This is a genomic window from Methylacidimicrobium sp. AP8, assembly GCF_903064525.1.
In the GTDB taxonomy this organism is placed as follows: Bacteria; Verrucomicrobiota; Verrucomicrobiia; order Methylacidiphilales; family Methylacidiphilaceae; genus Methylacidimicrobium.
In genome coordinates this window covers 1,271,531-1,290,087 of record NZ_LR797830.1, presented here as the reverse complement: position 1 = coordinate 1,290,087, position 18,557 = coordinate 1,271,531, and the positions used below count along the sequence as shown (strand labels likewise).

Sequence of the window (18,557 nt, the reverse complement as noted above, 5' to 3'; positions counted from 1 at the left end):
CCGTAAGCCGGCGGGAAAAGGACGGGAAAGGATTCCTTCTTGACCGGACGGAGTTGCGCGCCTTCACTCGGCGGCGTGCCAGTCCTTCTCGCCGCGCTTGGGTTTTTTCTGTCGCCGCCGGTCGTTTTCGGCCAAGGGTTGTTTGCCGATCGGCCGTGGCAGACCGCCGCCGCAGCAGAGGGAATGTGGCCCGTGCCCGTGGACCGGACCGGCCGGGAGGGGGGATCGCTTGGGAATCCTCAGGCCTTCGCTCAGGCCATCCCGGTGCAGGGAATCGAAGGGCTGCCCGAAGGGTTCCCTTGGGAGGAAAAGCCCGCCGGCGATGAAGAAAAGCAGGCGCCCGCCGAGGAGGGCGAGGCGCCAACGGCTCCCCCGGAGGAAGGCCAGTAGTCCCGATCCGTTTGCCCGAGCGAAACGTTCGCTGAACGAGATCCGCCCGAGCAACGTCGAACACTGTGGATGGTTCGACTGTGGCTCGGGTGGATGAGGCCTGGAGCGGGCGACGATCTCCGCTCCCGGCGGCGGCCGAAGCGAAGCGGATGGCCGCCCGTCTAAATCCGCTTCCGGATTCGGTCTGCTCGCCGTCGTGAGGCGATTATGATTGTTTCGCAAATCGAGCGTCGGCTTTTTCCCACCGTTCCGATTCCCGATGCGGGTGCTCTCCTCCCGCCGCGCGGAGACGGTGCCGGGTGCAGGAGGCAGCCTTGTCGGGAAGCTGTGCATCGATCATGCCAAGCCCAATACTAAAAAAGACGTTCGATCTCATGGCGCTGGTCGCCACGGCCGCGCTGGCCGGCGTCTTGCTCGACCGGCTGCTCTTCGGCGATCGATCCGACCGCGATCCGCTCTCGAGCGCATCCTTTCTGCTTCCTCCGGAAGGGACGAGCGGGCCTTTCTTAACCGGAGAGAGGAGCGCGGTGGAGCCGGGCCGATCGACGTTCCTAACCCCTAGCGGGCTGACGCTGACATGTCCCGACGAGCCTTATGCCAGGAAATTGGGAGCCCTCGCGCTCCGGCAGCTCGAGGGGAGATATTGGATCGGAGAAAACGGCCATCTCTATCTGAGGGCGGCCAACTATGAGTATCGGTCTCTGTTTTTGCGTGCTTTTCCGGGAGCCGCCGGCTTGCCGGCCGGTTGGTCCTGGCTCGCCGAGATCGCCAATTTTCATGGTCCGGAGGTCTGGTCTTCCTCTCGCGATATCTCTCCGGAAGAGAGGCGGGCCGGGGTGCAATGGAAAGGGGGCTTTCTGCTCCTCCGGCGGGTTCTCGATCCGTTGACCTTGGAACCGAGAACGATGTTTCGTCTCTTTTCGTATGCCGATCGCTCCTGGGGCAAGTGGCGCCAAGGGATCGTGATGGTGAGCGCCGACGCGACGCTGAAAAAAGGCCGGTGGACCATCCAGTGGCGGCTCGAGGCGGACGCAGGCCGATTCGTGCTGGGCAACGACCCGGGGGTCCATCCCGAGCATGCCTCCCTCTTCCGGGAGCCCTTCTTTCTCCTGCCCGTCAGCGCCCGCGACCTCCCCTGAGGTCTTAAGAGAAGCGGCTTCGGGCGGCGCCCGCGCGCCGATCCGGAGAGCGCGCCGCCTGCAGGTCTATGCCGGCGCCTGGCAGCAGCGTGTGTCGCGAACCGCCGCTTCCTCCTTGCATCCGGCCGGAAATAGGGTGTACCTGCGCCTGTAGCGTTTCGGCGAGATGCCCATTCGGTGCCGGAAGAGGCGACGAAAGGACCGCGAGTCGTCGTAGCCGACTGCCGCGACGATCTCCTCCACGGTGCGATCGGTCCTTTCCAGGAGATCCTTGGCCTTCTCGATGCGCAATTCCTGCAGATACTCCCCCGGGCTCCGGCCCAAGGCGGTCCGGAAGCGGCGCAAGAGGGTGCGGGGGCTGACGCCGCAGGCGGCCGCCAGTTGCGGGAGCGCCATCGGCTCCGCGAGGTCTTGGGAAAGAAGCTCCTGCGCCTTCCGGACCACGCTATCCCCATGCGGCCGCCGGTTTCCGTGAACCATGTAGGGAAGTTGGGAGTCGCGTTCGGAATCCACCAGGGCGAACCGGCCACCGCTAGGGCGTGCGCCCGGCCAAGAAATCTTTCGGCGATCCGAATCATCAGGTTGAGGTACGCGGTCGCCCCTCCCGCGGTGATTACGCTGCCATCCTCGACGACCAACCGGGAGATTTGCCAATCTACCTTGGGGTAGCGGGAGGCGAAGAAGTCGGCATAGCACCAGTGGGTCGTTGCGCGGCGCCCATCGAGCAGGCCAGCCTCGGTCAAGAAGAGCGCCCCCGTGCAGGAGCTTGTGACGATGGTTCCCCGGGCGTGGCACTCCCGCAGCCAATCGAGGTAGGGGCGATTGCTTCGCAAGGCTTCCTCGAAATCCCCATCCGGAGCCGGAACATAGATCAAATCGGGCGTGCCGAAATCCGAAATCGCACCCTCGGACCGAACCACGACCGGTCCGTATTCCGCCAGCATCCCGTTGGCGGAGACCCAAAGAACCCGGAAGCGACCTTGCCCGCGTTCTAGGCACGGGGTGTCCATGGACTTCCCCATCCGGCCAAGGAGATGCGCAGGGCCGACAACCGATATGGGCTTCGCTCCGCAGAGAAGGGGAATCAGGGCGATCAGCGGGCGGGAGCGCTCCATCTCGCGCCAAAGGATAAGATGGGAGGCCGCTTCCGTCCAACGGAGAAGAAGCGATTGGCGTTTTCGACCCGAAGTTTGTCCGTGGGCGCCCTGGTGCACACCGCGCCGCGCTGGCAGACTCGCCGGTGAATCGTCCGCGGCATCGCTTGCCGGATCGGAGGATCGGTCGGTTGATTCCGGAAACACAACCAAGGAGAACAGTACAATGAGTGATTGCGAAAAGAAGAGCTGCTGCGAGGAGGCGAGCGGCCACGATAAGGAAGCCCAGAAGTCTCACGCAGAGGGGAGCTTGGTGGAGCAGATGACGCATTGGTGGAAATCCGCCGGCTGCAAGGCCTGGCAGGAGGTCGTGACCGAAATTCTGAAGGAAAAGATCCGCGCGGCGTACGGCGCGCACCTGGAAAAAGGAGCCGAAGCGTTTGTGGCGGCCGAGGGAGCCCGCTGGCAGGCGAAAGTCGCCCAGGCGAAGGCGGCGGCCGAGTTCCGGAAGGCGATCGAAAAAGAGGTTCTCGGCTAGCCGTCGGCGCGGCCGTTTCTACTCCCTCTCCGAAAAAAGGTGGCTGCTTCTTCGCGGGAGCAGCCGACTTTTTTTGCTCCCTTGAGCGCATCGGCGGCAATTCGGGCAAAAATCGATTGAAGAGCGAGCCCCGCCGCTCAAGGATCGGGACAGCGATGAGCCTCCGGAATCGACAGGTGATTCTAGTGCGAAGGCCGGAGGGGGCCTTGCGGACCGAAGATTTTCTGATCGTTGCGACCGAACTCTCGGAGGAGCTGGCTCCGGGCGAGATCTTGGTTCGCCATCTCTTCGTCTCGGTCGATCCCTATCAACGGCTGCTGGCGGGCGGCGGGGAGACCTTTACCCGGCCGGTCGCCATCGGGGAGCCGATGCCCGGTTGGGCGGTCGGAGAAGTGGTCGCTTCCCGGGACCCGAAGCTTTTCCCGGGCGATAAGGTGGTGACCTATCTCGGTTGGCAGCTCTTCGGCATCTGCCGCGGCGCGGAGGTACGAAAGGTGAGCGGGCGTTTGCCGCTCCCGGCCTACCTCGGAGTCGCCGGAATGCCCGGGGTGACGGCCTTCCTCGGCATCTTCGATATCGGCCGTCCCCGGGCGGGAGAGACGGTCGCCGTCTCCGCGGCGGCGGGGGCGGTGGGCGGCATCGCGGGCCAGCTCGCCCGGATGCACGCTTGCCACGTGGTCGGGATCGCCGGAGGGGCGGCCAAGTGCCGGCATATCGTGGAAGACCTGGGTTTCGCGGCGGCGGTCGACTATAAAGCGGCCGAGTTTCCCGCCGAGCTCCGCCGCGCGACTCCGGAGGGGATCGACGTCTACTTCGATAGCGTGGGAGGAGCGGTTCTCGAAGCGGTGTTGCCGCTCCTCAATCCTTTTGCGCGCATCGTCCTCTGCGGCCACATCGCCACCTACGACCGGCCGGAAAGCCCTCTGCCGAAGGGATGGGAGTTTCTGCTCTCGCGCCGGGTCCGGCTCCAGGGATTTATCGTCGGCGATCGGCTCGATCGCTGGCCGGAAGCCCTGGCCCGGCTCGAGCGATGGGCGGCCGACGGGAAGCTCCGCTACAAGGAGACCGTCGTGGAGGGGCTCGAAAACGCCCCGCGGGCGCTCGGCGACCTGCTTCACGGGAAGTCCTTGGGAAAGCTGCTCGTTGCTCTATAGCGGGCGCATGGACTACATTCTCGCTCTCGACCAGGGAACAACGAGCTCCCGGGCGCTGCTTCTGGATCGGAAGGGGCGGATCGCCGGGCAGGCGATGCGGCCGGTTTCCCTCCTGACGCCGAAGCCCGAATGGGTCGAGCAGAGTCCCGAGCTGCTCTGGCGATCGCTGGAGGAAGCGGCGTGCGAGGCCCTCGAACGCGCGGGTGCCGTGCCCCGCCGGATCGCAGGCATCGGCATTGCGAATCAGCGGGAGACCTTCCTGCTCTGGGACCGACAGAGCCTCGAACCGGTGGGAAACGCCATCGTGTGGCAGGACCGTCGATCGACGGCTCTCTGCGACCGGCTCCGGAAGGCGGGTTGGGAAGAGCCGATCGGGATGAAGACCGGGCTCCGCCTAAACCCTTATTTCTCGGGGACCAAGCTCCTCTGGCTCTGGGAAAACCTTCCGGTGCTTTCCGGCAGGCGCGATCGCCTCCGCTTCGGCACCGTGGACAGCTGGCTTCTCGCCAAGCTGACCGGCGGAAAGGTCCATGCCACCGAGGAGTCGAACGCTTCGCGGACTCTCCTGTATAACATCCACGAACACCGGTGGGACGCCGATCTGCTCGCCCTCTTCCAGACTCCTCCCTCGCTGCTACCGGAGGTGCTACCCTCGGCCGGACCCTTCGGGAAAGGAGCGGGCTTTTGGGAGGGAATTCCGATCCTGGCGGTCCTGGGCGACCAGCAGGCTTCGCTCTACGGCCAGCTCTGCTGGGGACCGGGAAGCTTCAAGACGACCTACGGCACCGGGGCTTTCTCGCTGATGAACCTGGGCAGCCGGCCCCCGACGGCGGCGGAAGGCTTGCTGGTCTCTTCCGGATGGCGCCTCGAAGGGGAGACGACCTACGTGCTCGAAGGCTGCGTCTTCGCCGCCGGGGCGGCCGTCGGATGGCTGGTGGACGGTCTGCGGCTGGCGCCGGGCGTCGAGCAGGCCGAAGCCTTGGCGAGGCAGGCCTCCGAAACCGAGGGGCTCGTCTTCGTACCGGCCCTCACCGGGCTCGGGAGTCCGTATTGGGATCCCTCGGCCGAAGGACTTTTGATCGGAATCACCCGCAGGACCCGGCCCTCGCACATCGCCCGGGCGGTGTGGGAAGGAATCGCTCACCAGGTTTGCGACGTGATCGAGGCGATGGCCCGGGCGGGCGGAGCTCCGCTGCACCAAATGAAGGTCGACGGGGGTGCCGCGCGAAGCGATCTGCTCCTCCAGATCCAAGCTGACCTGCTCGGATTCTCGGTGGTGCGCTCCGGTTGCCGCGAGGCCACCGCCCTGGGGGTCGGGCTCCTAGCGGGACGGGAAGCGGGCTTCTTCGCCACACCCGAAGAGCGGAGCGGCTTCGGCCGGATCGAGCGGATCTTCTCCCCACTCCTCGATGCGCGGGAACGGCGCCGCAAGCGGGAAGCGTGGAAGGACGCGGTCGGTCGAACGCGAGGGTGGCGGCGATAGGGATCCGGCCTTCCGGCTTCCTCAACAACCGGGGCGATCGAACCGGGAATCGCGCTTGCGCCGCGGTCGCGAAGCAAGCGCGCGCGCTCCCGGATGTTCTCGACCCGATCGGAGCCCAATTTCGCGCCGCAGGAGCGCTTCCTTGCGCGCGGCACCCCAGTGGTAGCCGGACAGCTCGCCGTCCGTCCTCACGACACGGTGGCAGGGGATCGCAACAGCCAAAGGATTGGCCGCGCAGGCGCGAGCCACCGCGCGTGCCGCTCGGGGGGCGCCGATGCGCCGGGCGATCTCGCGATAGCTTACCCGGACTCCGGGCGGAATTGCCCTCAGCGCTTGCCAAACCCGCCGCTGGAAGGCGGTGCCGCGGACGTCCAAGGGGAGATCGAGGCCTCGGCTCGGCTCCTCGATGAACCCCACAACCTCCGCGAACAGTCGGCCGAAGGCCTCACCCCCGGCGATGGGCCGCTCCTCCGGGAAGCGGCGTCGCAGCTCATCGGAAAGCGCATCCGGAGCATCCCCAAGGAAGATGGCCGTAACCCCGCAAGGGCTCGCGGCCACCAGGATGAACCCTAGCGAGCAGGTGCCCACGGCAAAACGCATCCCGACGCCGCCGTCGCGGAAGCGCGCTGCGGTCCGGGCCGCCTTCTCGTCGAGCGGCCGGTCGTCGGCCGAGCGGGAGCCGCGTTCGAAAGGCATAGACGACTCCAGTTCCGCCGGAGGCTTCATCGGCCTTTTTCGGTCGGATATCCCTTGCGGATCCAGTCCTCGGCGAAGTCGTGGGGGAGGTAAAGGATTTTGGCGTTTGCGAATCCGAGCTTCCGGACGGTCTGGAAAGCGGGGCGGAGATTCGGGCAGACATCCAGCGGACAGCAGCCGCAGTAGAGGAGGATCCTCCGATCCCTGGGCAGCGCCGATACGGCATTTCGGAGGGCTTCGATCCCGTCGGAATCCTTGCCGGCGCCGACGTAGATCGCTCCCGGGATATGGCCCGCCATATAGAGAAAACGGAAGCCGACGTGGCAGACCAGATAGGAAGAGCTTCCCGATCCTTTTTGCGCCAGGAACTCCTCCGGCAGGAGGATGTCGCTGCGGGTCCAAGGGTCATGGGGCCCGATCCGGATCTCGTTCCCCTCGGCGCGAAGCGATGCCGCAGCCCAAAAAAAGCAGAGAAGAAAAGGGGAGTAGAGATGAAGGAAGAGGAGTCGAGACGGAACGGAAATCCGGAGAGCCATGCGCCCCATTCTCCCGTTTCTTCGGCGCGTTCTGCAATGGAGAAGTTTCCCGCTCTCGGGGTCTTGTTGCCTCAAATATCCGCAGCGGTCGCCGGGAAGGCTGGGCCTAGGTTAACGGCCATTTCTCACAAGCGTTCTCCTCCGGCTTGCAAAACGGGTTCGTTCGCTTCGCTCCCGCTTGGTTTTCCATGCTCGCAGTATGTCTTCCTGCAGCTCCGGTGGAAAACCTGCGCCCGCCTCGCATCCAAGCCCATTTGCGGCGCCTCGGCTACGAAATTTGTGAGAAATGGCCGTTAAGGCGGCGGCGACGCCAGCCTAGCCAGGCGGATCGGCTTCCCGTCCACCAAGTGGCTCGCGTCGAGAAGAGAGGTCCCTTGCCGACGGAAGACGGCGTAGACCTTCCCCTCGGAACCGATCAGGATCCGATCGCCTTCCAAACGGTAGTCCGATTCCCAGGAATCGGCTTCGGTCCGGCCGTCCGGCCAGCGCACCGTCCGCTGCATCGAGGCCTTGCCGCCCGGCTTGAGGGCCAACCTCACCTCGACGGTCGACCGATCCGCTTCCGTCCACGTGCCGCCGTACTCGCCCTCGGGCGAAGAGGAGGAGCGACCGCAACCGGATACGAGAAGGGAAAGAAAGAGCAAGAGGAGCAACAGCGGATCCGCCCGGAATGTTCGGTCGCGATCGGGCACGGCCGCCGCCCTTTCTATAAATCGAGCTTCTCGGCGTTGATCTCGATCAAGTTCCGGTCGGGATCGAGAAGGTAGAGCTGCGGAAAGCCCGCGACCGAATGGGGATCGACCTTGATCCGGTGAAGCTCGTCGGCCGCCTCGGGGCTGTAGCCTTTCGCCCGTAGCTCCTCGAGGGTTTCCCGGTAGCTGGCGACCCGAAGCGCGATGTGTCCGTCCCGCGAGTCGATCCCCTTGCCGGTACGCATGGTTTGACCGGGGGAAACGATCAGATGGATCCGCTGGCCGCCCGGAAGGGCGAACCAGGCTCCCGGAAAAGGGAAAGGGGCGCGGGGTACTTCCTGGAGTCCCAGGATCTCCCGGTAGAAGGCCTTCGATCGTTCCAGGTCGGTGACCGGAAGGGCCGCGTGGTGGAGCAGGGCGATCTTCATCGTGTTTCTGCCTTGAGCCGTTGTGGAAAAACCTGTCCTGGGCGTATCTAAAAATCCTCCTGCAACAGGTCGAAAAGAACCCGAATCCCGCGCTGGAACTCGGCTATGGGGATCCGTTCCGAATCGGAATGGGCGCTCCAAGCGGTCTCCGAGTCCAGGATCATCGGCATGAACCCGTAACCGACCGCACCCTTCTGACGCAGGTAACGGGAGTCGGTGAAGCCCGAGCTAAGCAGCGGGGTGACCACCGCCTCCGGATAGTGCGCCGCGACCGTCCGCTCGATCGCGGCGAAGAGCGGGGTGTCCCAACGGCTCGGAGGCGCGGGATCGGCCAGCTCGTTGGCGAGCTCGATGGTGACCGGGAGATCCTGCACCAGCGTTCGGATCGAGGAGAGGAACTCCTGGGGATCGACTCCGGGAAGGAGGCGGCAGTCTAAGGTCGCCTCGGCGGACGAGGGGATCACGTTGATCTTCGGGGGGGTGCCGACCCCGGCCGAAAGGCTGGTCAAGGCGACCGTGTTGCGCCGGATCGAGTCGGTGAAGGGATGGGGAGCGAGAGGAGCTCCGACTCGGGCGACCATCGCCTCCACCACCGCGGGAGGCCGGTCGGCTTCCTTTCGCTCGAGGATCCTTCCGATTGCGCGTAGGAGGATCGCCGGGGCGTCGTTCCCAGTGGGGATCGAGCCGTGCCCAGGCCGGCCGGTCGCGGCGAGCCGCAGCCAAACCGGTTGCTTGTCCCCCACCTGCACCGTCAAGACCAGCTTGGGGGAAGCGAAAAGATCGCGGGTGCCGAATCCCGACTCGTCGAGCACATATTCGGGATCGAGCACATCCCAATGGTTCTCGATCATCCAGCGGATGCCCGCCCGGCCTCCGCTCTCCTCGTCCGCCGTGGCCAGAAAGAGGATCGGCCGCGGAGGCACGATCCCGGCCCGCTTGAGCGCCAGGAAGGCCATGAGCTGCTGGATCCCCAGTCCCTTCATGTCGAGCGTGCCCCGACCCCAGAGGAAACCATCATGAACCGCGGCCGCAAACGGGGGGACCTTCCATCGGGAAGCGTCCGCGGGCACCACGTCCATATGGTTGAGCAGGAGGAGGGGCTTTCGCGAGGGATCGCGGCCCGGAAGGCGGGCCAGGACGTTGCGCGCGATCGGACCGCTGGCATAAACCCGGGCGGGAACGCCGTTTTCCTCCAGCACCTGCCGCAGGAAGTCCGCCGTCTTCGTCGTGTCGGCCGGCGGATTGACCGAGGGAATACGAACGTACGCCTGCAGGATCTCCAATGCTTCCGCGCCCAGGCGGCCCCAGTCGAGGGAGGAAGAAACGGTTGTCGGCACGCTGATCCGGTTTTGCCGGATTGCTCCTGCGGTGTCAAAGAGGAAAGCGGCTGCGCCTCCGCCGGCTTGCAGAGCCCGGTGCAGGAGGAGCCGGGTGACGCGGGTCGGGCGATCGACGCACTGCCGAAAAAAAGATTCCGAAACCTTTCGTAACGGAGGCAAAAGAAATGGCTTCCCTCCACGTCCAGCTGAGCGTCGGCCACCACACCTCGATGCCGCACGTCCCGGCCACGCTCGATCCGCAGATGCGTTCCTTCGTGCAGCGCAATCTCGATCCGTTCTCCGCTTCCCTGAGCACGGCCGATCTGCTCCGGGCGGCGGGCCATCTGCTTTCCGTCGCCCGATCGGGTTTCGCCTGGGCCCGGCAATTCTTCGCCGCTTCCCCGTTTCCGCCGCCGGAGCCGTGCGCGGCGGAAGGGGGGAAGGAAAGCGGGAAAAGCAAGGTCTTGTCGCCTGCGGCGAGGGAGCAGGGAACCGATCCGAAGGCAAAGCCGTGTGCCGGTTCGCACCCCGAATCCGTGCCTGCCGCCGGAAAGGAGCCGGAGACCGAGGAACGGGTGTGCCAGACGCGGGAGGCCGGCCGCAAGGCGGTGGAGGAGGCGGAGGGCGGACTGCGCCGGGCCCGGAAAGAGAAGCTCGAGGAGAGTCCCGCGGCGGCGGGAGATCTCTCCGGCGGCTACGGGCTGCACCTCGCGCTCGAGCTTTCCCTCCATCGGAACGGGAGGGAGAAGGAGGCCGAAATGGGAAGAAGGCCGTCCGCAGGGAGGCGGGAAACGGGCGGCCCGTTCGGGCCGGGCCGGCCGCTGTCGCTCCGCGGCTCCTTGAGCCTCCATCTTCCCTTGCGGTCCGTTTCCGCGCCGGAACGGGGAGGAAGGGAAGGGAAGTAGAAAGGGCCGGGCGGCGCTGCTAGCCGCCTTTTGTCTCCCGCCTCTCTTCCAGGAAGCTCCGAGCTTCGGCCAGATCTGCGAAGAGAAAGCTCGGGCGCGCCGCCTCGAGCTTGGCGCGGGTGTCGTAGCCGGTCAGGAGGGCGCCGGAAAGAATGCCTGCCGCATGCGCCGCTTCGATGTCGTGGACCATGTCGCCCAAAAAGATCGCCTCTTGCGGCGCCAACCCCATCTCCTCCCGCAGCCGGGAAAGCGCAACGCGCTTGTCGGTGACCTCCGTATGGATTTGGGAGAAATAGCCGAGGATCCCGTGCCGTCGGGCCTGATCGAGGAAATGGTCCTTTTGAATCGTGCTCAAAAGGATCATCCGCAGGCCCTTGGCACGACAAAACTCGAGGAAGTCGACGGCGTGGGGCAAAAGAGGAATCCGCGGGCGGAAGAAACGGAAGGCGGCGTGATAGAAGCGATCGAGGGTCTCCAAGGGGACTTCCGGAAGAATCGTCCGGTAGAAGTCGCGCAGCGGGAGAAAGAAGCGCTCCCGGAACTCCTCCAGCGTCATCGTAGGCTTCCGGTAGAGGGCGAGCACCTGGTTGGCCGCCCGATGGGCGAAGCGAAGATCGTCGACTAGGGTGCCCGACCAGTCGAGCAGGATCGTGCCGATGGCCCGGCTCATAGCCGATGTCCCTTTTCCTCGATCAAGACCCGCGTGCCTATCGAGGCATGCTCGAAGAGCTCGATCATATCTTCGTTCCGGAGGCAGATGCAGCCCCGGCTCATCGGTTTTCCGATCGCATCCTCGCGGTTGGTGCCATGGAAATAGATGAAACGCTCGCGTGTGTTCAGATTGTGAGGCTCCATTCCCGCCAGCCAGAGAATGCGGGTGAGGATCAGGCTCCGCTCGAAAAACGGGGCGTCGGGAGTCCAAAGGAATCCGGTCGGCTTTCGCCCGCGGAACTCGGTGCCGAGCGGAGCTCCCTCCCCGATCTTTTCGCAGACGAAGTGCCATCCCCGTGGGGTCCGGTGGCTGCCGGCCTCCTCCCCGCAGCCGAGCCGGGCGGTGCTTACCGGCGCTTCCCAGAGCGGCTCCTTGTCCCGCAGTACGCGGACTTTCTGCTCCCAGACCGAAACATGAAACCAGGTTCCCTTCGGAACCAAGCCCAGCCTCGAGGTATCCCAGGGTTCAAAATTCATTGAGCCGATCGATCAGTTGCCGCAGCCGGCCGAAGGATCTCCGGTCGAAGGGGAAGCAGACCCGCGGCAGAGAGAGCAGCTCGGGCTCGTTGGCCTCGGGCGGCAGCGCGCCGCTCTTTGCGAAGGAGCCGGGTCCGACGACGATGTCGTGGAAGTCCCGCTCGATCGCGGCGAGGTCCGAGTCGCCCGGAGCCCGATGCAGCCGCAAGGCCAGGAGATCACCCACGAACCGGTAGGAATGAAAGTTGTGATAGAAGCGCTCGATTTCCCGGACCGCCTCCTCCAGGTCGTCCGTGAAGGTGAACAGGTAAAAGTCCTGCTCCGAAATGAGCCCGCGTGAGAGGAGCTCCTTGTTCAGGAACTCCCGGAAGGCGCTCCAATAACACCCTCCCGGGTGTTCGAGGAAGACCATGGGGACGATGGGGGCTTTGCCCGTCTGCATGAGGGTCAAGGCCTCGAAGCATTCGTCCATCGTGCCGAAGCCGCCGGGAAAGAGGGCGATGGCGTGGGACTCCTTGACGAAGTGGAGCTTGCGAGTGAAGAAGTAGCGGAAGAAGATCAATTTCCGGTCACCCTCGATCACCTCGTTGGGGCGCTGCTCGTAGGGAAGGCGGATGTTCAACCCGAAGCTCATCTCCTTTCCCGCTCCGAGCTGCGCCGCGCCCATGATCCCCTCCCCGCCGCCCGTCAGGACCATGAAGCCGGCCTTAGCGATCCGCTCGGCGAACATCCGGGCCATCCGCCAATCCGGTTGGTCGGGAGCGACCCGGGCCGAGCCGAAGATCGTCACCTTCTTGACCCCGCGGTAGGGCTGAAAGACGGCGTCGGCATACCGGATCTCCTTAAGCACCTGGTTGATCATCCGGATGTCACCCGGAGTCGTCGCCTGGCGGCCGAAGCGGAGGGCGGTCGCCACCATCTCAAAATATTCCCGCTGAGCGCCGCGGATGCCGGCTGCGTCGAGCAACTCGAGGATTTTCTGATCCAGCGCAGGCTCGCCCGTCGAATAGCCCGCGCTTTTTTTTTCGGTCATCCCGGCCCTATAATGCGTCGGCTTCCTTTCATGGCAAATCTATTAGAATACCTCTCCCAGCGGCTCCTTCTTGGCGACGGGGCGCTCGGAACCTACCTCTATTCGCTCGGGCTCCCGCGCCGCTATTGCCTCGAAGAGGCGAACTTGAGCCGTCCCGATCTGGTCCGGCGCGCGCATGCCGACTACCGCCGGGCCGGAGCCGGCCTCCTCCGCACCAACACGACGGGGGCGAATCGTGCCAGTCTCGGCCGGTTCGGTCTCGAGGAGAGGGTTGTTGAGATCAACCGGCGTGGGGTGGAGCTCGCGCGGGAGGCCGGGGGAGGCGAGTGTTTCCTGGCGGGAAGCATCGGGCCGATCTGGCTCCGCCCTTGGGAAGGGAGCCTTTCTCCGGAGGAGCGGCGCATCCTCTACCGGGAGCAGATCACCGCTCTGCTGGAGGCGGGCTGCGACGTGATCTTTCTGGAGACTTTCACCGAGCTTTCCGAAGCGACACTCGCGCTCTCGGTCGCCCGAGAGTTAGGAGCCCCTCTGGCGGCGGTTTCACTCGCCGCCTTCGAGGAAGGCCGGCTCGGCAACGGGGAGACGCTCGGCTCCGGCCTCGCCTCGCTCCGGCAATCGGGAGCCCGGATCGTCGGTATCGGCGGAAGCTGCGGCGTCCTGGCCTCGCTCCACCTGCTCGAGGATATCGAGGTCCATCCGGAAGCCTTCCTCTGCGCCTTCCCGAACGCGGGGAAGCCCGAATTCTACGAGGGGCGGCTCTCCTATTCGGCCAGCCCGGAATATTTCGCCGCGAACGTGGAGCGGTTCGTCGCCGAAGGAGTCCGCCTGCTGGGTGGGGATTACGGAACGAGCCCTCTCCACATCGCTGCGATGGCGCCCGTGCTCGCCCGCTACCGTCCCCGGCTCGAGAAGCCGCGGCGGCAGTCCTTGCCCGCGATCGAGGCGGCAAGGAAAGAAGAGCCGCTGAAGATCGAGGAAGAGAGCCTCTTGGATCGGTACCGGCGGAAGCCGGTCGCCATAGTCGAGTTCGATTCTCCGCGAACGCTCGCCATGGACAAATTTCTCGATGGGGTTCGGGCGCTGGAGCAGGCGGGAGCCGACGCGCTCACGCTGGCCGACAACTCGCTGGCCATTCTCCGGGTCAGCAATCTGGCGGCGGCGGTGGCGGCCCGGCGCACCTCCCGCCTCCACACGATCCTCCACCTCGCTTGCCGGGACAGAAATCTCCTCGGCATCCAGTCCGAGCTGCTGGGGTTCGCGGTGCTCGGCTTCCGTCACGTGCTCGCCTTGACCGGAGATCCCGCGAAGGCGGGCGACCATCCGGGAGCGACCTCGGTCTATGACCTCAACTCGCTCGGGCTCATCAAGCTGATCGCGAAGCTCAACACGGGAGTCTCCGCCGCGGGGCGGGATCTCAAGGCGAAGACCAACTTCGTAATCGGCTGCGCTTTCAATCCCAACTCGGTGCAGTTCGATTCTCAGGTGCGCAAGCTCGAATCGAAGATCGCCGCGGGCGCCCAATACGCGATGACCCAACCGGTCTTCGACGCGGCGCTCATCCGGAAGACCGCCGAGCACCTCAAGCCTTTGGGCATCCCGGTCTTCGTCGGGATCATGCCGGTGCTCAACGCCCGCAACGCCGAGTTCCTGCACAACGAGGTGCCGGGGATTTCGATTCCCGAAAGCCTTCGGGAGAGATTGCGCCACTTGGAGGGGCCCAAGGCGACGGAGGCCGGATTGGAAGCGGCACGGGCGCTGGCGGAGGCGGTGCTCGAGCAGTTCGGAGGGGTCTACCTGATCACTCCGTTCCTGCGGTACGACCTCACCGGCCGGCTGCTCGAGGAGCTGCTCTGAAGCCGGAGGAGGGGGCGAGGGAGCGAGTGCTGCCGGAGGGGGGCGATGCACCGGAATCTCGTAGAAGGGGATCGGACCGATCCACATACCGCCGATCTTCCGCGGGTCTATGTCGGCACCAGCGGCTGGAACTACCCGGATTGGCGGCCTATCCTCTACGGTGAGGCGCCGAGGCGGGATTGGCTCGCTCTCTACGCGCGCCGCTTTCTCGCAGTCGAAGTCGATTCTTCCTTCTACCGGCGCCATCGGCCCGAAACCTACCGGCGCTGGGCCGAGTCCACGCCTCCGGAGTTCGCCTTCGCACTGAAGGGACACCGGTTCGTCACGCACGTGAAGCGGCTCCAGGAAGTAGGGGAGGCGGTCCGGAGGCAGGTCGAGGATGCTTCTCCCCTCGGAGGGAAGCTCAAGGCTTTTCTCTGGCAGCTCCCGGGTTCGTTCCGGAAGGACCTCGGGCGCCTCGAATCCTTCGCCAAGGTGCTGGCGGGGAGCCGCAACGGCCCCCGGCACGTCCTCGAGTTCCGCCATCCTTCCTGGTTCGATGAGGAGGTCTTTCGACTCCTGAAGTCTTGCCGGATCGGCTCCTGTCAGAGCGATGCCGCCGATTGGCCCCGCTGGGACGCGGTCACCACCGACCTGGTCTTCGTCCGCCTGCACGGCTCCCAGGCCACGTATCGTTCCGCCTATTCCGAGAACGAGCTTGTGTCCTGGGCTTGCCGGATCGGATCCTGGCGGCGGGACGGATGCACGGTGCATGTATATTTCGACAATACGGCGCAGGGAGCGGCGGTGGACAATGCCCTCAAGCTCCTGGCCCTTCTTCGGCCGCAGCGACCGACCGAGTCCCGATGAACGCCCGTCTTCTTCTCTTTCCGTTCGCTTGTCTCTGCCTCATCGGGCAGACGGCTCTCTCGGCACCGGCCGCCGCTTCCTCCGACCCCTCCGGCGCCGAAAAAAAGAGCCCTAGGAAAAAGCCTACGATCTTCGCCGTGGTCGAGTACGGTCCGCAGATTTCGCCCGAAGCGCAGTCCGAGAAGGACCGGTATCTGGCGGAGCTCTCCCAAGCTTTCGAAACCAAGGTCCAGCAGGAAGCGGCACGGAGGCGGCTTTCCTTGGCAGGCCTGGCCATGACCCCGACCCACGGGTTCGTGGCCGTCGCATTCTTCCTCAACTCCGCCGGTGTGATCACCGAAAAGACCGTGCTCCGAACCGAGGGCGAGGCCGCTGGCATGGTCGAGGGTATCATCCTCGATGCGCTTCGTGCGCTGACCCTCTATGTCCCTCCGCCGCCGGATGTCCGGGACGAATTGGGGGAGGGGGCGTGGAAGTTCTTCTGCTGCTGGTGGCCGCCGAGCTTCGGCGCGCTCAACGAGGATCTGGAAAGCGCCTCCCGGTCTATCGATAAGTTCGCCGGCTTCCTGGATGCCAAAGGGTCGTCCGCCCGTCCCCTGGAGATCCGGCGCGCGCGCTGAGAGCAGCGTGCCCCCCCGCGGCGAAGATTCTTCTTGCTCTCGGCAAGCCGGGGTTGCCTAGTCGAAGCCTTATCGCTAAAAAGAGTTGTTTTTAGCCCGCGAGGGAAGTCGGTGAAGCTCGAAAGCCTGCAGCAGATCACAGCAGCGCTGAACGCCGCTGGCGCCCGGTTCCTGGTGGTCGGGGGCCTTGCGGTCGTGGCGCACGGCTATGGGAGATCGACCATGGATATGGACCTTGTCGTCGATTTTTCGCCCCGCAACCTTTCGGCCGTCTTTTCGGCCCTGGCTCGGTTGGGCTATCGCCCGGTGCCGCCGGTCGATCCGCTGGCTCTCGCCGACCCTTCCGTGCGCAAGCGCTGGATCGAGGAAAAAGGGATGCGGGTGCTTCCTCTCCAGAGCGAGGCGCATTGGGAGACGCCGATAGACATTTTCATCGATGAACCCTTCTCCTTTGAACGCGAGTACAAGCACGCCTTGCAAGAGCGTCTGCCGGGCGGGGAACCGATCCGCTTCGTTCGTGTCGAGACCCTGATCGCGATGAAGCAGGGAGCCGGCCGTCACCAAGACCTCGCCGACGTTGCGGAGCTGAAGCTTTCGATCGAGGAGGGAGGAGGAAGGAATGGAAGTTGATACGGATTCGAGCAGTAACCAGTGGAATGTTCCCCGAACCGCCCAAAGGCGGCTTTTCCGCGCCTTGCCTCTCGGCAGCAAATTGGCGATCGCGGCCGATCTAGCCGAGCTGGTTCGCATTTTCCAGCGCAAGAATTCTCGGCCCATGATTCCTGCTCCCGAAGCTTGGCCGGAAGCGGCCGCCGGCGAGGAGGCGCGAAATAGCGCCGGACGCCCCGCCGACCAGGGATTTGCCGGGTGCCGCCTCTGGTCGGCTTGCCTGGCGGGCTTGCTGGCTGCGGCGCTGACGGGCTCTCTCCGTGCCGCCTCCGAGGAGCAGCCGACCGGCAAGACCCCGGGAGCGGGGGCACGTGTGACCAAGTTCGTGCATCTTCCGGAGATTCTCCAAGAAGAGGGGCCTCGCCCGAAGAACGTCTGGGTTTACGGCCGGTTCACCGCGCGCGGCCCCGTCACCGACGGCTTCTTCATCGCCTCGGTGAACGAGGGAGTCAACTGGCCCGATTGGGAGGAGCATTTCAATCTTATCGACAATCCGGGGAACTATGTCTTCCGCCGGGTGGTTTTCCGGACCAAGATGCCGTTGCCGGAGATCCGCAAAGGGACCAAGTTCGCGATCCCGAAAGAGCATCCGGCCAGGCTCGTGGAGATCGACCAGGTGGATGGGACGATCGCGCGCATGGTGCTCGAAGCTCCGCCGGTGATCGAATCGCAGACCAGCGCCGGGCGTCCGATCAAGCCAGGAAACGATTCCCGGAACGCATCCGCCGACAAGAATCCGCCTCGGCGCGTGGTCTATTTCCAGCAGCTTGGCTCCATCGCCAAGGTGGAGGGACCGCATCCGAAGAACCTCTGGACCTGGGGGAATTTCAGCGCCCGTTCGGATCTCCGGGACGGGATCTTCACCGCAACCCCGGCAGGCGTCGAGAGCCGACGGGTGATCGAGTGGATCGTCGGGGCGATCTTGATCTATCCGATCGTCGAGATTCCCGCCAGGGCGATCTTCTACGTGCATCAGCCCCGAAGGATCCGCAACGGCGACCGGATCGTGATCACCCCGAAGCATCCGGCACGGGTGAGGCAGCTCTTCCTCGCCGGCGGCGGGGTCCTCACCTGGCTCGATCTGGATCCCCCGCAAACCTCCTCGATTTCCGTCCGGTTAGGATCGGGCGGAGAACGGACCAGCCCTTCGAGCGCGGCTTCCTCGACCGCGGTTCCGGCCCCCGTTCCGGCGACCGTGGCCCGCACGGTTACTCCGGCGGCTCTCCCCCCGGTCCCCACTCCAGCAGAAATCCCTTCCCGCAAACCGATCGCAACAGAATCCCCGTAGAGAGCCGGCTCAGCTTTCGTCGCAGGTTGGACAGGTGGGTGTGCAGGGAAAGCGGCGACGGGAGGCGAGCCGGATGGCGGCGATACAGCTGCGCGGCCAATTCTTCGGCCATGACGACCCGCCCCGCGTGCTGGAAGAGGTAGTCGGCGATGGTGAGTTCCGCAGGGGTGAGGGAAACTGCCTGATCGCGCCACCGCACGATTCGATTCTTTCGATCCAAGATCGGAGGGCGCGAGCCCGGCGATTCCTCCGGAGGGTTCCGCGCGTATCGACTCCCGAGACTTTCCAAGATCGCCAGGAGCTCCCGCTCGGCCCCCGGGAATCGCAGGAGGAAGTCGGCGCCGCTTTCCAGCGCTTCCCTCCTTGCCTCCGGTTCGTCCGATTCCGCCAGTGCCAGGATGGGGACCCACCAGGAAAGCCGGCGGAGTCCGGGCACGGGATCCTGCACGGGCGACTCGGTCGGCCACCGGAGCAGCACGACGGGAAAAGGCAGCCGATGGGCGAGCGTTATCGCTTCTTCGGAATGCTTCGCTATCTTGCTGTGGATTCCCCTGCCTCGAAGGAGGGCGGTGAGGCGGCGAAGGAGCGGTTCCTCGCAAAAGCCGGCGATAAGGACAAAGAGGCGCCGAGCCGCTTTCCCTCGTTGTTCCCGCGAGAAGTCCTGCGCCATTCTACCCTCGGG

At 65.1% G+C, this 18,557-nt stretch carries 21 protein-coding genes and 1 pseudogene; 11 read left to right on the top strand and 11 right to left on the bottom strand.

What is annotated here, in order from left to right; genetic code table 11:
* Window positions 1-75 precede the first annotated feature (75 nt).
* Both MTHMO_RS05975 and MTHMO_RS05970 read left to right on the top strand, forming a co-directional pair.
* A complete protein-coding gene (locus MTHMO_RS05975; protein WP_202213973.1) occupies window positions 76-390 on the top strand; it encodes a hypothetical protein in 315 nt (104 codons plus the stop codon).
* Between the two features lie 338 nt (window positions 391-728).
* Window positions 729-1,529, top strand: a complete 801-nt coding sequence (locus tag MTHMO_RS05970) for a hypothetical protein (protein WP_237394799.1) — start codon at window positions 729-731, stop codon at window positions 1,527-1,529.
* Between the two features lie 66 nt (window positions 1,530-1,595).
* On the opposite strand, the gene MTHMO_RS05965 is transcribed toward MTHMO_RS05970, so the two are convergent.
* Together MTHMO_RS05965 and MTHMO_RS11240 are read right to left on the bottom strand one after the other, a co-directional pair.
* Complete coding sequence (locus MTHMO_RS05965; protein ID WP_202213972.1) at window positions 1,596-2,042, bottom strand: helix-turn-helix domain-containing protein; 447 nt, start codon at window positions 2,040-2,042, stop codon at window positions 1,596-1,598.
* Between the two features lie 59 nt (window positions 2,043-2,101).
* Window positions 2,102-2,473 (bottom strand): annotated as a pseudogene (locus tag MTHMO_RS11240) (DJ-1/PfpI family protein); the annotation flags it as partial.
* A 376-nt stretch (window positions 2,474-2,849) separates the two neighbouring features.
* Between MTHMO_RS11240 and MTHMO_RS05955 the strand changes: the two are divergent.
* The 3 genes from MTHMO_RS05955 to MTHMO_RS05945 all read left to right on the top strand — a co-directional run bounded on the left by MTHMO_RS05955 (window position 2,850) and on the right by MTHMO_RS05945 (window position 5,798).
* Window positions 2,850-3,161: a hypothetical protein gene (locus tag MTHMO_RS05955; RefSeq protein WP_202213971.1), complete on the top strand. Its 312-nt coding sequence runs from the start codon at window positions 2,850-2,852 to the stop codon at window positions 3,159-3,161.
* A gap of 155 nt (window positions 3,162-3,316) precedes the next feature.
* Window positions 3,317-4,315 carry an NADP-dependent oxidoreductase gene (locus MTHMO_RS05950; protein WP_202213970.1) on the top strand — a complete coding sequence of 333 codons (999 nt, stop codon included), beginning with the start codon at window positions 3,317-3,319 and terminating at the stop codon, window positions 4,313-4,315.
* A 7-nt stretch (window positions 4,316-4,322) separates the two neighbouring features.
* Window positions 4,323-5,798 (top strand): glycerol kinase GlpK, encoded by a 1,476-nt coding sequence (locus MTHMO_RS05945; RefSeq protein WP_202213969.1) that lies wholly within the window; start codon window positions 4,323-4,325, stop codon window positions 5,796-5,798.
* A 21-nt stretch (window positions 5,799-5,819) separates the two neighbouring features.
* Here MTHMO_RS05945 and MTHMO_RS05940 read toward each other — a convergent pair whose 3' ends face one another.
* The 5 genes from MTHMO_RS05940 to MTHMO_RS05920 all read right to left on the bottom strand — a co-directional run bounded on the left by MTHMO_RS05940 (window position 5,820) and on the right by MTHMO_RS05920 (window position 9,649).
* Window positions 5,820-6,494 carry a methylated-DNA--[protein]-cysteine S-methyltransferase gene (locus MTHMO_RS05940; RefSeq protein ID WP_370568255.1) on the bottom strand — a complete coding sequence of 225 codons (675 nt, stop codon included), beginning with the start codon at window positions 6,492-6,494 and terminating at the stop codon, window positions 5,820-5,822.
* 26 nt (window positions 6,495-6,520) lie between these two features.
* Entirely contained in the window at window positions 6,521-7,030 is a 510-nt protein-coding gene (locus MTHMO_RS05935; RefSeq protein WP_202213967.1) for a rhodanese-like domain-containing protein, read from the bottom strand.
* Window positions 7,031-7,323: 293 nt separating this feature from the next.
* Window positions 7,324-7,722, bottom strand: coding sequence for a hypothetical protein (locus MTHMO_RS05930; RefSeq protein WP_202213966.1), 399 nt, complete (start codon window positions 7,720-7,722; stop codon window positions 7,324-7,326).
* A 14-nt stretch (window positions 7,723-7,736) separates the two neighbouring features.
* Complete coding sequence (locus MTHMO_RS05925) at window positions 7,737-8,150, bottom strand: VOC family protein (protein ID WP_202213965.1); 414 nt, start codon at window positions 8,148-8,150, stop codon at window positions 7,737-7,739.
* 47 nt (window positions 8,151-8,197) lie between these two features.
* The gene (locus MTHMO_RS05920) at window positions 8,198-9,649 is read right to left on the bottom strand and encodes a M20/M25/M40 family metallo-hydrolase (protein ID WP_202213964.1); all 1,452 of its coding nucleotides are present in this window, start codon (window positions 9,647-9,649) and stop codon (window positions 8,198-8,200) included.
* Between the two features lie 5 nt (window positions 9,650-9,654).
* Here MTHMO_RS05920 and MTHMO_RS05915 point away from each other — a divergent pair, with 5 nt between their 5' ends.
* Window positions 9,655-10,374: a hypothetical protein gene (locus MTHMO_RS05915; RefSeq protein ID WP_202213963.1), complete on the top strand. Its 720-nt coding sequence runs from the start codon at window positions 9,655-9,657 to the stop codon at window positions 10,372-10,374.
* A 19-nt stretch (window positions 10,375-10,393) separates the two neighbouring features.
* Here MTHMO_RS05915 and MTHMO_RS05910 read toward each other — a convergent pair whose 3' ends face one another.
* From MTHMO_RS05910 to MTHMO_RS05900, 3 genes are read right to left on the bottom strand one after another with little or no spacing between them, the layout of a single operon-like run.
* The gene (locus MTHMO_RS05910) at window positions 10,394-11,044 is read right to left on the bottom strand and encodes an HAD family hydrolase (protein WP_202213962.1); all 651 of its coding nucleotides are present in this window, start codon (window positions 11,042-11,044) and stop codon (window positions 10,394-10,396) included.
* On the bottom strand, window positions 11,041-11,562 hold the full coding sequence (locus MTHMO_RS05905) for a L,D-transpeptidase (protein ID WP_202213961.1): 522 nt from the start codon (window positions 11,560-11,562) through the stop codon (window positions 11,041-11,043). Before MTHMO_RS05905 ends, MTHMO_RS05910 begins: the two co-directional genes overlap by 4 nt.
* Window positions 11,552-12,595, bottom strand: a complete 1,044-nt coding sequence (locus MTHMO_RS05900) for an LOG family protein (RefSeq protein WP_202213960.1) — start codon at window positions 12,593-12,595, stop codon at window positions 11,552-11,554. The genes MTHMO_RS05905 and MTHMO_RS05900 overlap by 11 nt, the downstream gene beginning before the upstream one ends.
* 30 nt (window positions 12,596-12,625) lie before the next feature.
* On the opposite strand from MTHMO_RS05900, the gene MTHMO_RS05895 reads away from it, so the two are divergent.
* From MTHMO_RS05895 to MTHMO_RS05875, 5 genes are all read left to right on the top strand, one after another.
* Window positions 12,626-14,449, top strand: a complete 1,824-nt coding sequence (locus MTHMO_RS05895) for a bifunctional homocysteine S-methyltransferase/methylenetetrahydrofolate reductase (RefSeq protein ID WP_202213959.1) — start codon at window positions 12,626-12,628, stop codon at window positions 14,447-14,449.
* A gap of 45 nt (window positions 14,450-14,494) precedes the next feature.
* Window positions 14,495-15,298, top strand: coding sequence for a DUF72 domain-containing protein (locus tag MTHMO_RS05890; protein ID WP_202213958.1), 804 nt, complete (start codon window positions 14,495-14,497; stop codon window positions 15,296-15,298).
* Entirely contained in the window at window positions 15,295-15,918 is a 624-nt protein-coding gene (locus MTHMO_RS05885) for a hypothetical protein (RefSeq protein ID WP_202213957.1), read from the top strand. Before MTHMO_RS05890 ends, MTHMO_RS05885 begins: the two co-directional genes overlap by 4 nt.
* 111 nt (window positions 15,919-16,029) lie before the next feature.
* Window positions 16,030-16,548 (top strand): hypothetical protein, encoded by a 519-nt coding sequence (locus tag MTHMO_RS05880; RefSeq protein ID WP_202213956.1) that lies wholly within the window; start codon window positions 16,030-16,032, stop codon window positions 16,546-16,548.
* The gene (locus MTHMO_RS05875) at window positions 16,538-17,875 is read left to right on the top strand and encodes a hypothetical protein (RefSeq protein WP_202213955.1); all 1,338 of its coding nucleotides are present in this window, start codon (window positions 16,538-16,540) and stop codon (window positions 17,873-17,875) included. The genes MTHMO_RS05880 and MTHMO_RS05875 overlap by 11 nt, the downstream gene beginning before the upstream one ends.
* Here MTHMO_RS05875 and MTHMO_RS05870 read toward each other — a convergent pair.
* Window positions 17,796-18,545: a response regulator transcription factor gene (locus MTHMO_RS05870; RefSeq protein ID WP_202213954.1), complete on the bottom strand. Its 750-nt coding sequence runs from the start codon at window positions 18,543-18,545 to the stop codon at window positions 17,796-17,798. The genes MTHMO_RS05875 and MTHMO_RS05870 overlap by 80 nt on opposite strands.
* Window positions 18,546-18,557: the final 12 nt, after the last annotated feature.

What these genes read in the sequence shown, in the direction of transcription:
- MTHMO_RS05895 (WP_202213959.1), top strand. Translation starts at nt 12,626, where the DNA reads ATGGCAAATCTATTAGAATACCTCTCCCAGCGGCTCCTTCTTGGCGAC.
- MTHMO_RS05905 (WP_202213961.1), bottom strand. Translation starts at nt 11,562, where the DNA reads ATGAATTTTGAACCCTGGGATACCTCGAGGCTGGGCTTGGTTCCGAAG.
- MTHMO_RS05935 (WP_202213967.1), bottom strand. Translation starts at nt 7,030, where the DNA reads ATGGCTCTCCGGATTTCCGTTCCGTCTCGACTCCTCTTCCTTCATCTC.
- MTHMO_RS05885 (WP_202213957.1), top strand. Translation starts at nt 15,295, where the DNA reads ATGAACGCCCGTCTTCTTCTCTTTCCGTTCGCTTGTCTCTGCCTCATC.
- MTHMO_RS05945 (WP_202213969.1), top strand. Translation starts at nt 4,323, where the DNA reads ATGGACTACATTCTCGCTCTCGACCAGGGAACAACGAGCTCCCGGGCG.
- MTHMO_RS05955 (WP_202213971.1), top strand. Translation starts at nt 2,850, where the DNA reads ATGAGTGATTGCGAAAAGAAGAGCTGCTGCGAGGAGGCGAGCGGCCAC.
- MTHMO_RS05910 (WP_202213962.1), bottom strand. Translation starts at nt 11,044, where the DNA reads ATGAGCCGGGCCATCGGCACGATCCTGCTCGACTGGTCGGGCACCCTA.
- MTHMO_RS05970 (WP_237394799.1), top strand. Translation starts at nt 729, where the DNA reads ATGCCAAGCCCAATACTAAAAAAGACGTTCGATCTCATGGCGCTGGTC.
- MTHMO_RS05950 (WP_202213970.1), top strand. Translation starts at nt 3,317, where the DNA reads ATGAGCCTCCGGAATCGACAGGTGATTCTAGTGCGAAGGCCGGAGGGG.
- MTHMO_RS05915 (WP_202213963.1), top strand. Translation starts at nt 9,655, where the DNA reads ATGGCTTCCCTCCACGTCCAGCTGAGCGTCGGCCACCACACCTCGATG.
- MTHMO_RS05875 (WP_202213955.1), top strand. Translation starts at nt 16,538, where the DNA reads ATGGAAGTTGATACGGATTCGAGCAGTAACCAGTGGAATGTTCCCCGA.
- MTHMO_RS05940 (WP_370568255.1), bottom strand. Translation starts at nt 6,494, where the DNA reads ATGCCTTTCGAACGCGGCTCCCGCTCGGCCGACGACCGGCCGCTCGAC.
- MTHMO_RS05870 (WP_202213954.1), bottom strand. Translation starts at nt 18,545, where the DNA reads ATGGCGCAGGACTTCTCGCGGGAACAACGAGGGAAAGCGGCTCGGCGC.
- MTHMO_RS05890 (WP_202213958.1), top strand. Translation starts at nt 14,495, where the DNA reads ATGCACCGGAATCTCGTAGAAGGGGATCGGACCGATCCACATACCGCC.
- MTHMO_RS05925 (WP_202213965.1), bottom strand. Translation starts at nt 8,150, where the DNA reads ATGAAGATCGCCCTGCTCCACCACGCGGCCCTTCCGGTCACCGACCTG.
- MTHMO_RS05900 (WP_202213960.1), bottom strand. Translation starts at nt 12,595, where the DNA reads ATGACCGAAAAAAAAAGCGCGGGCTATTCGACGGGCGAGCCTGCGCTG.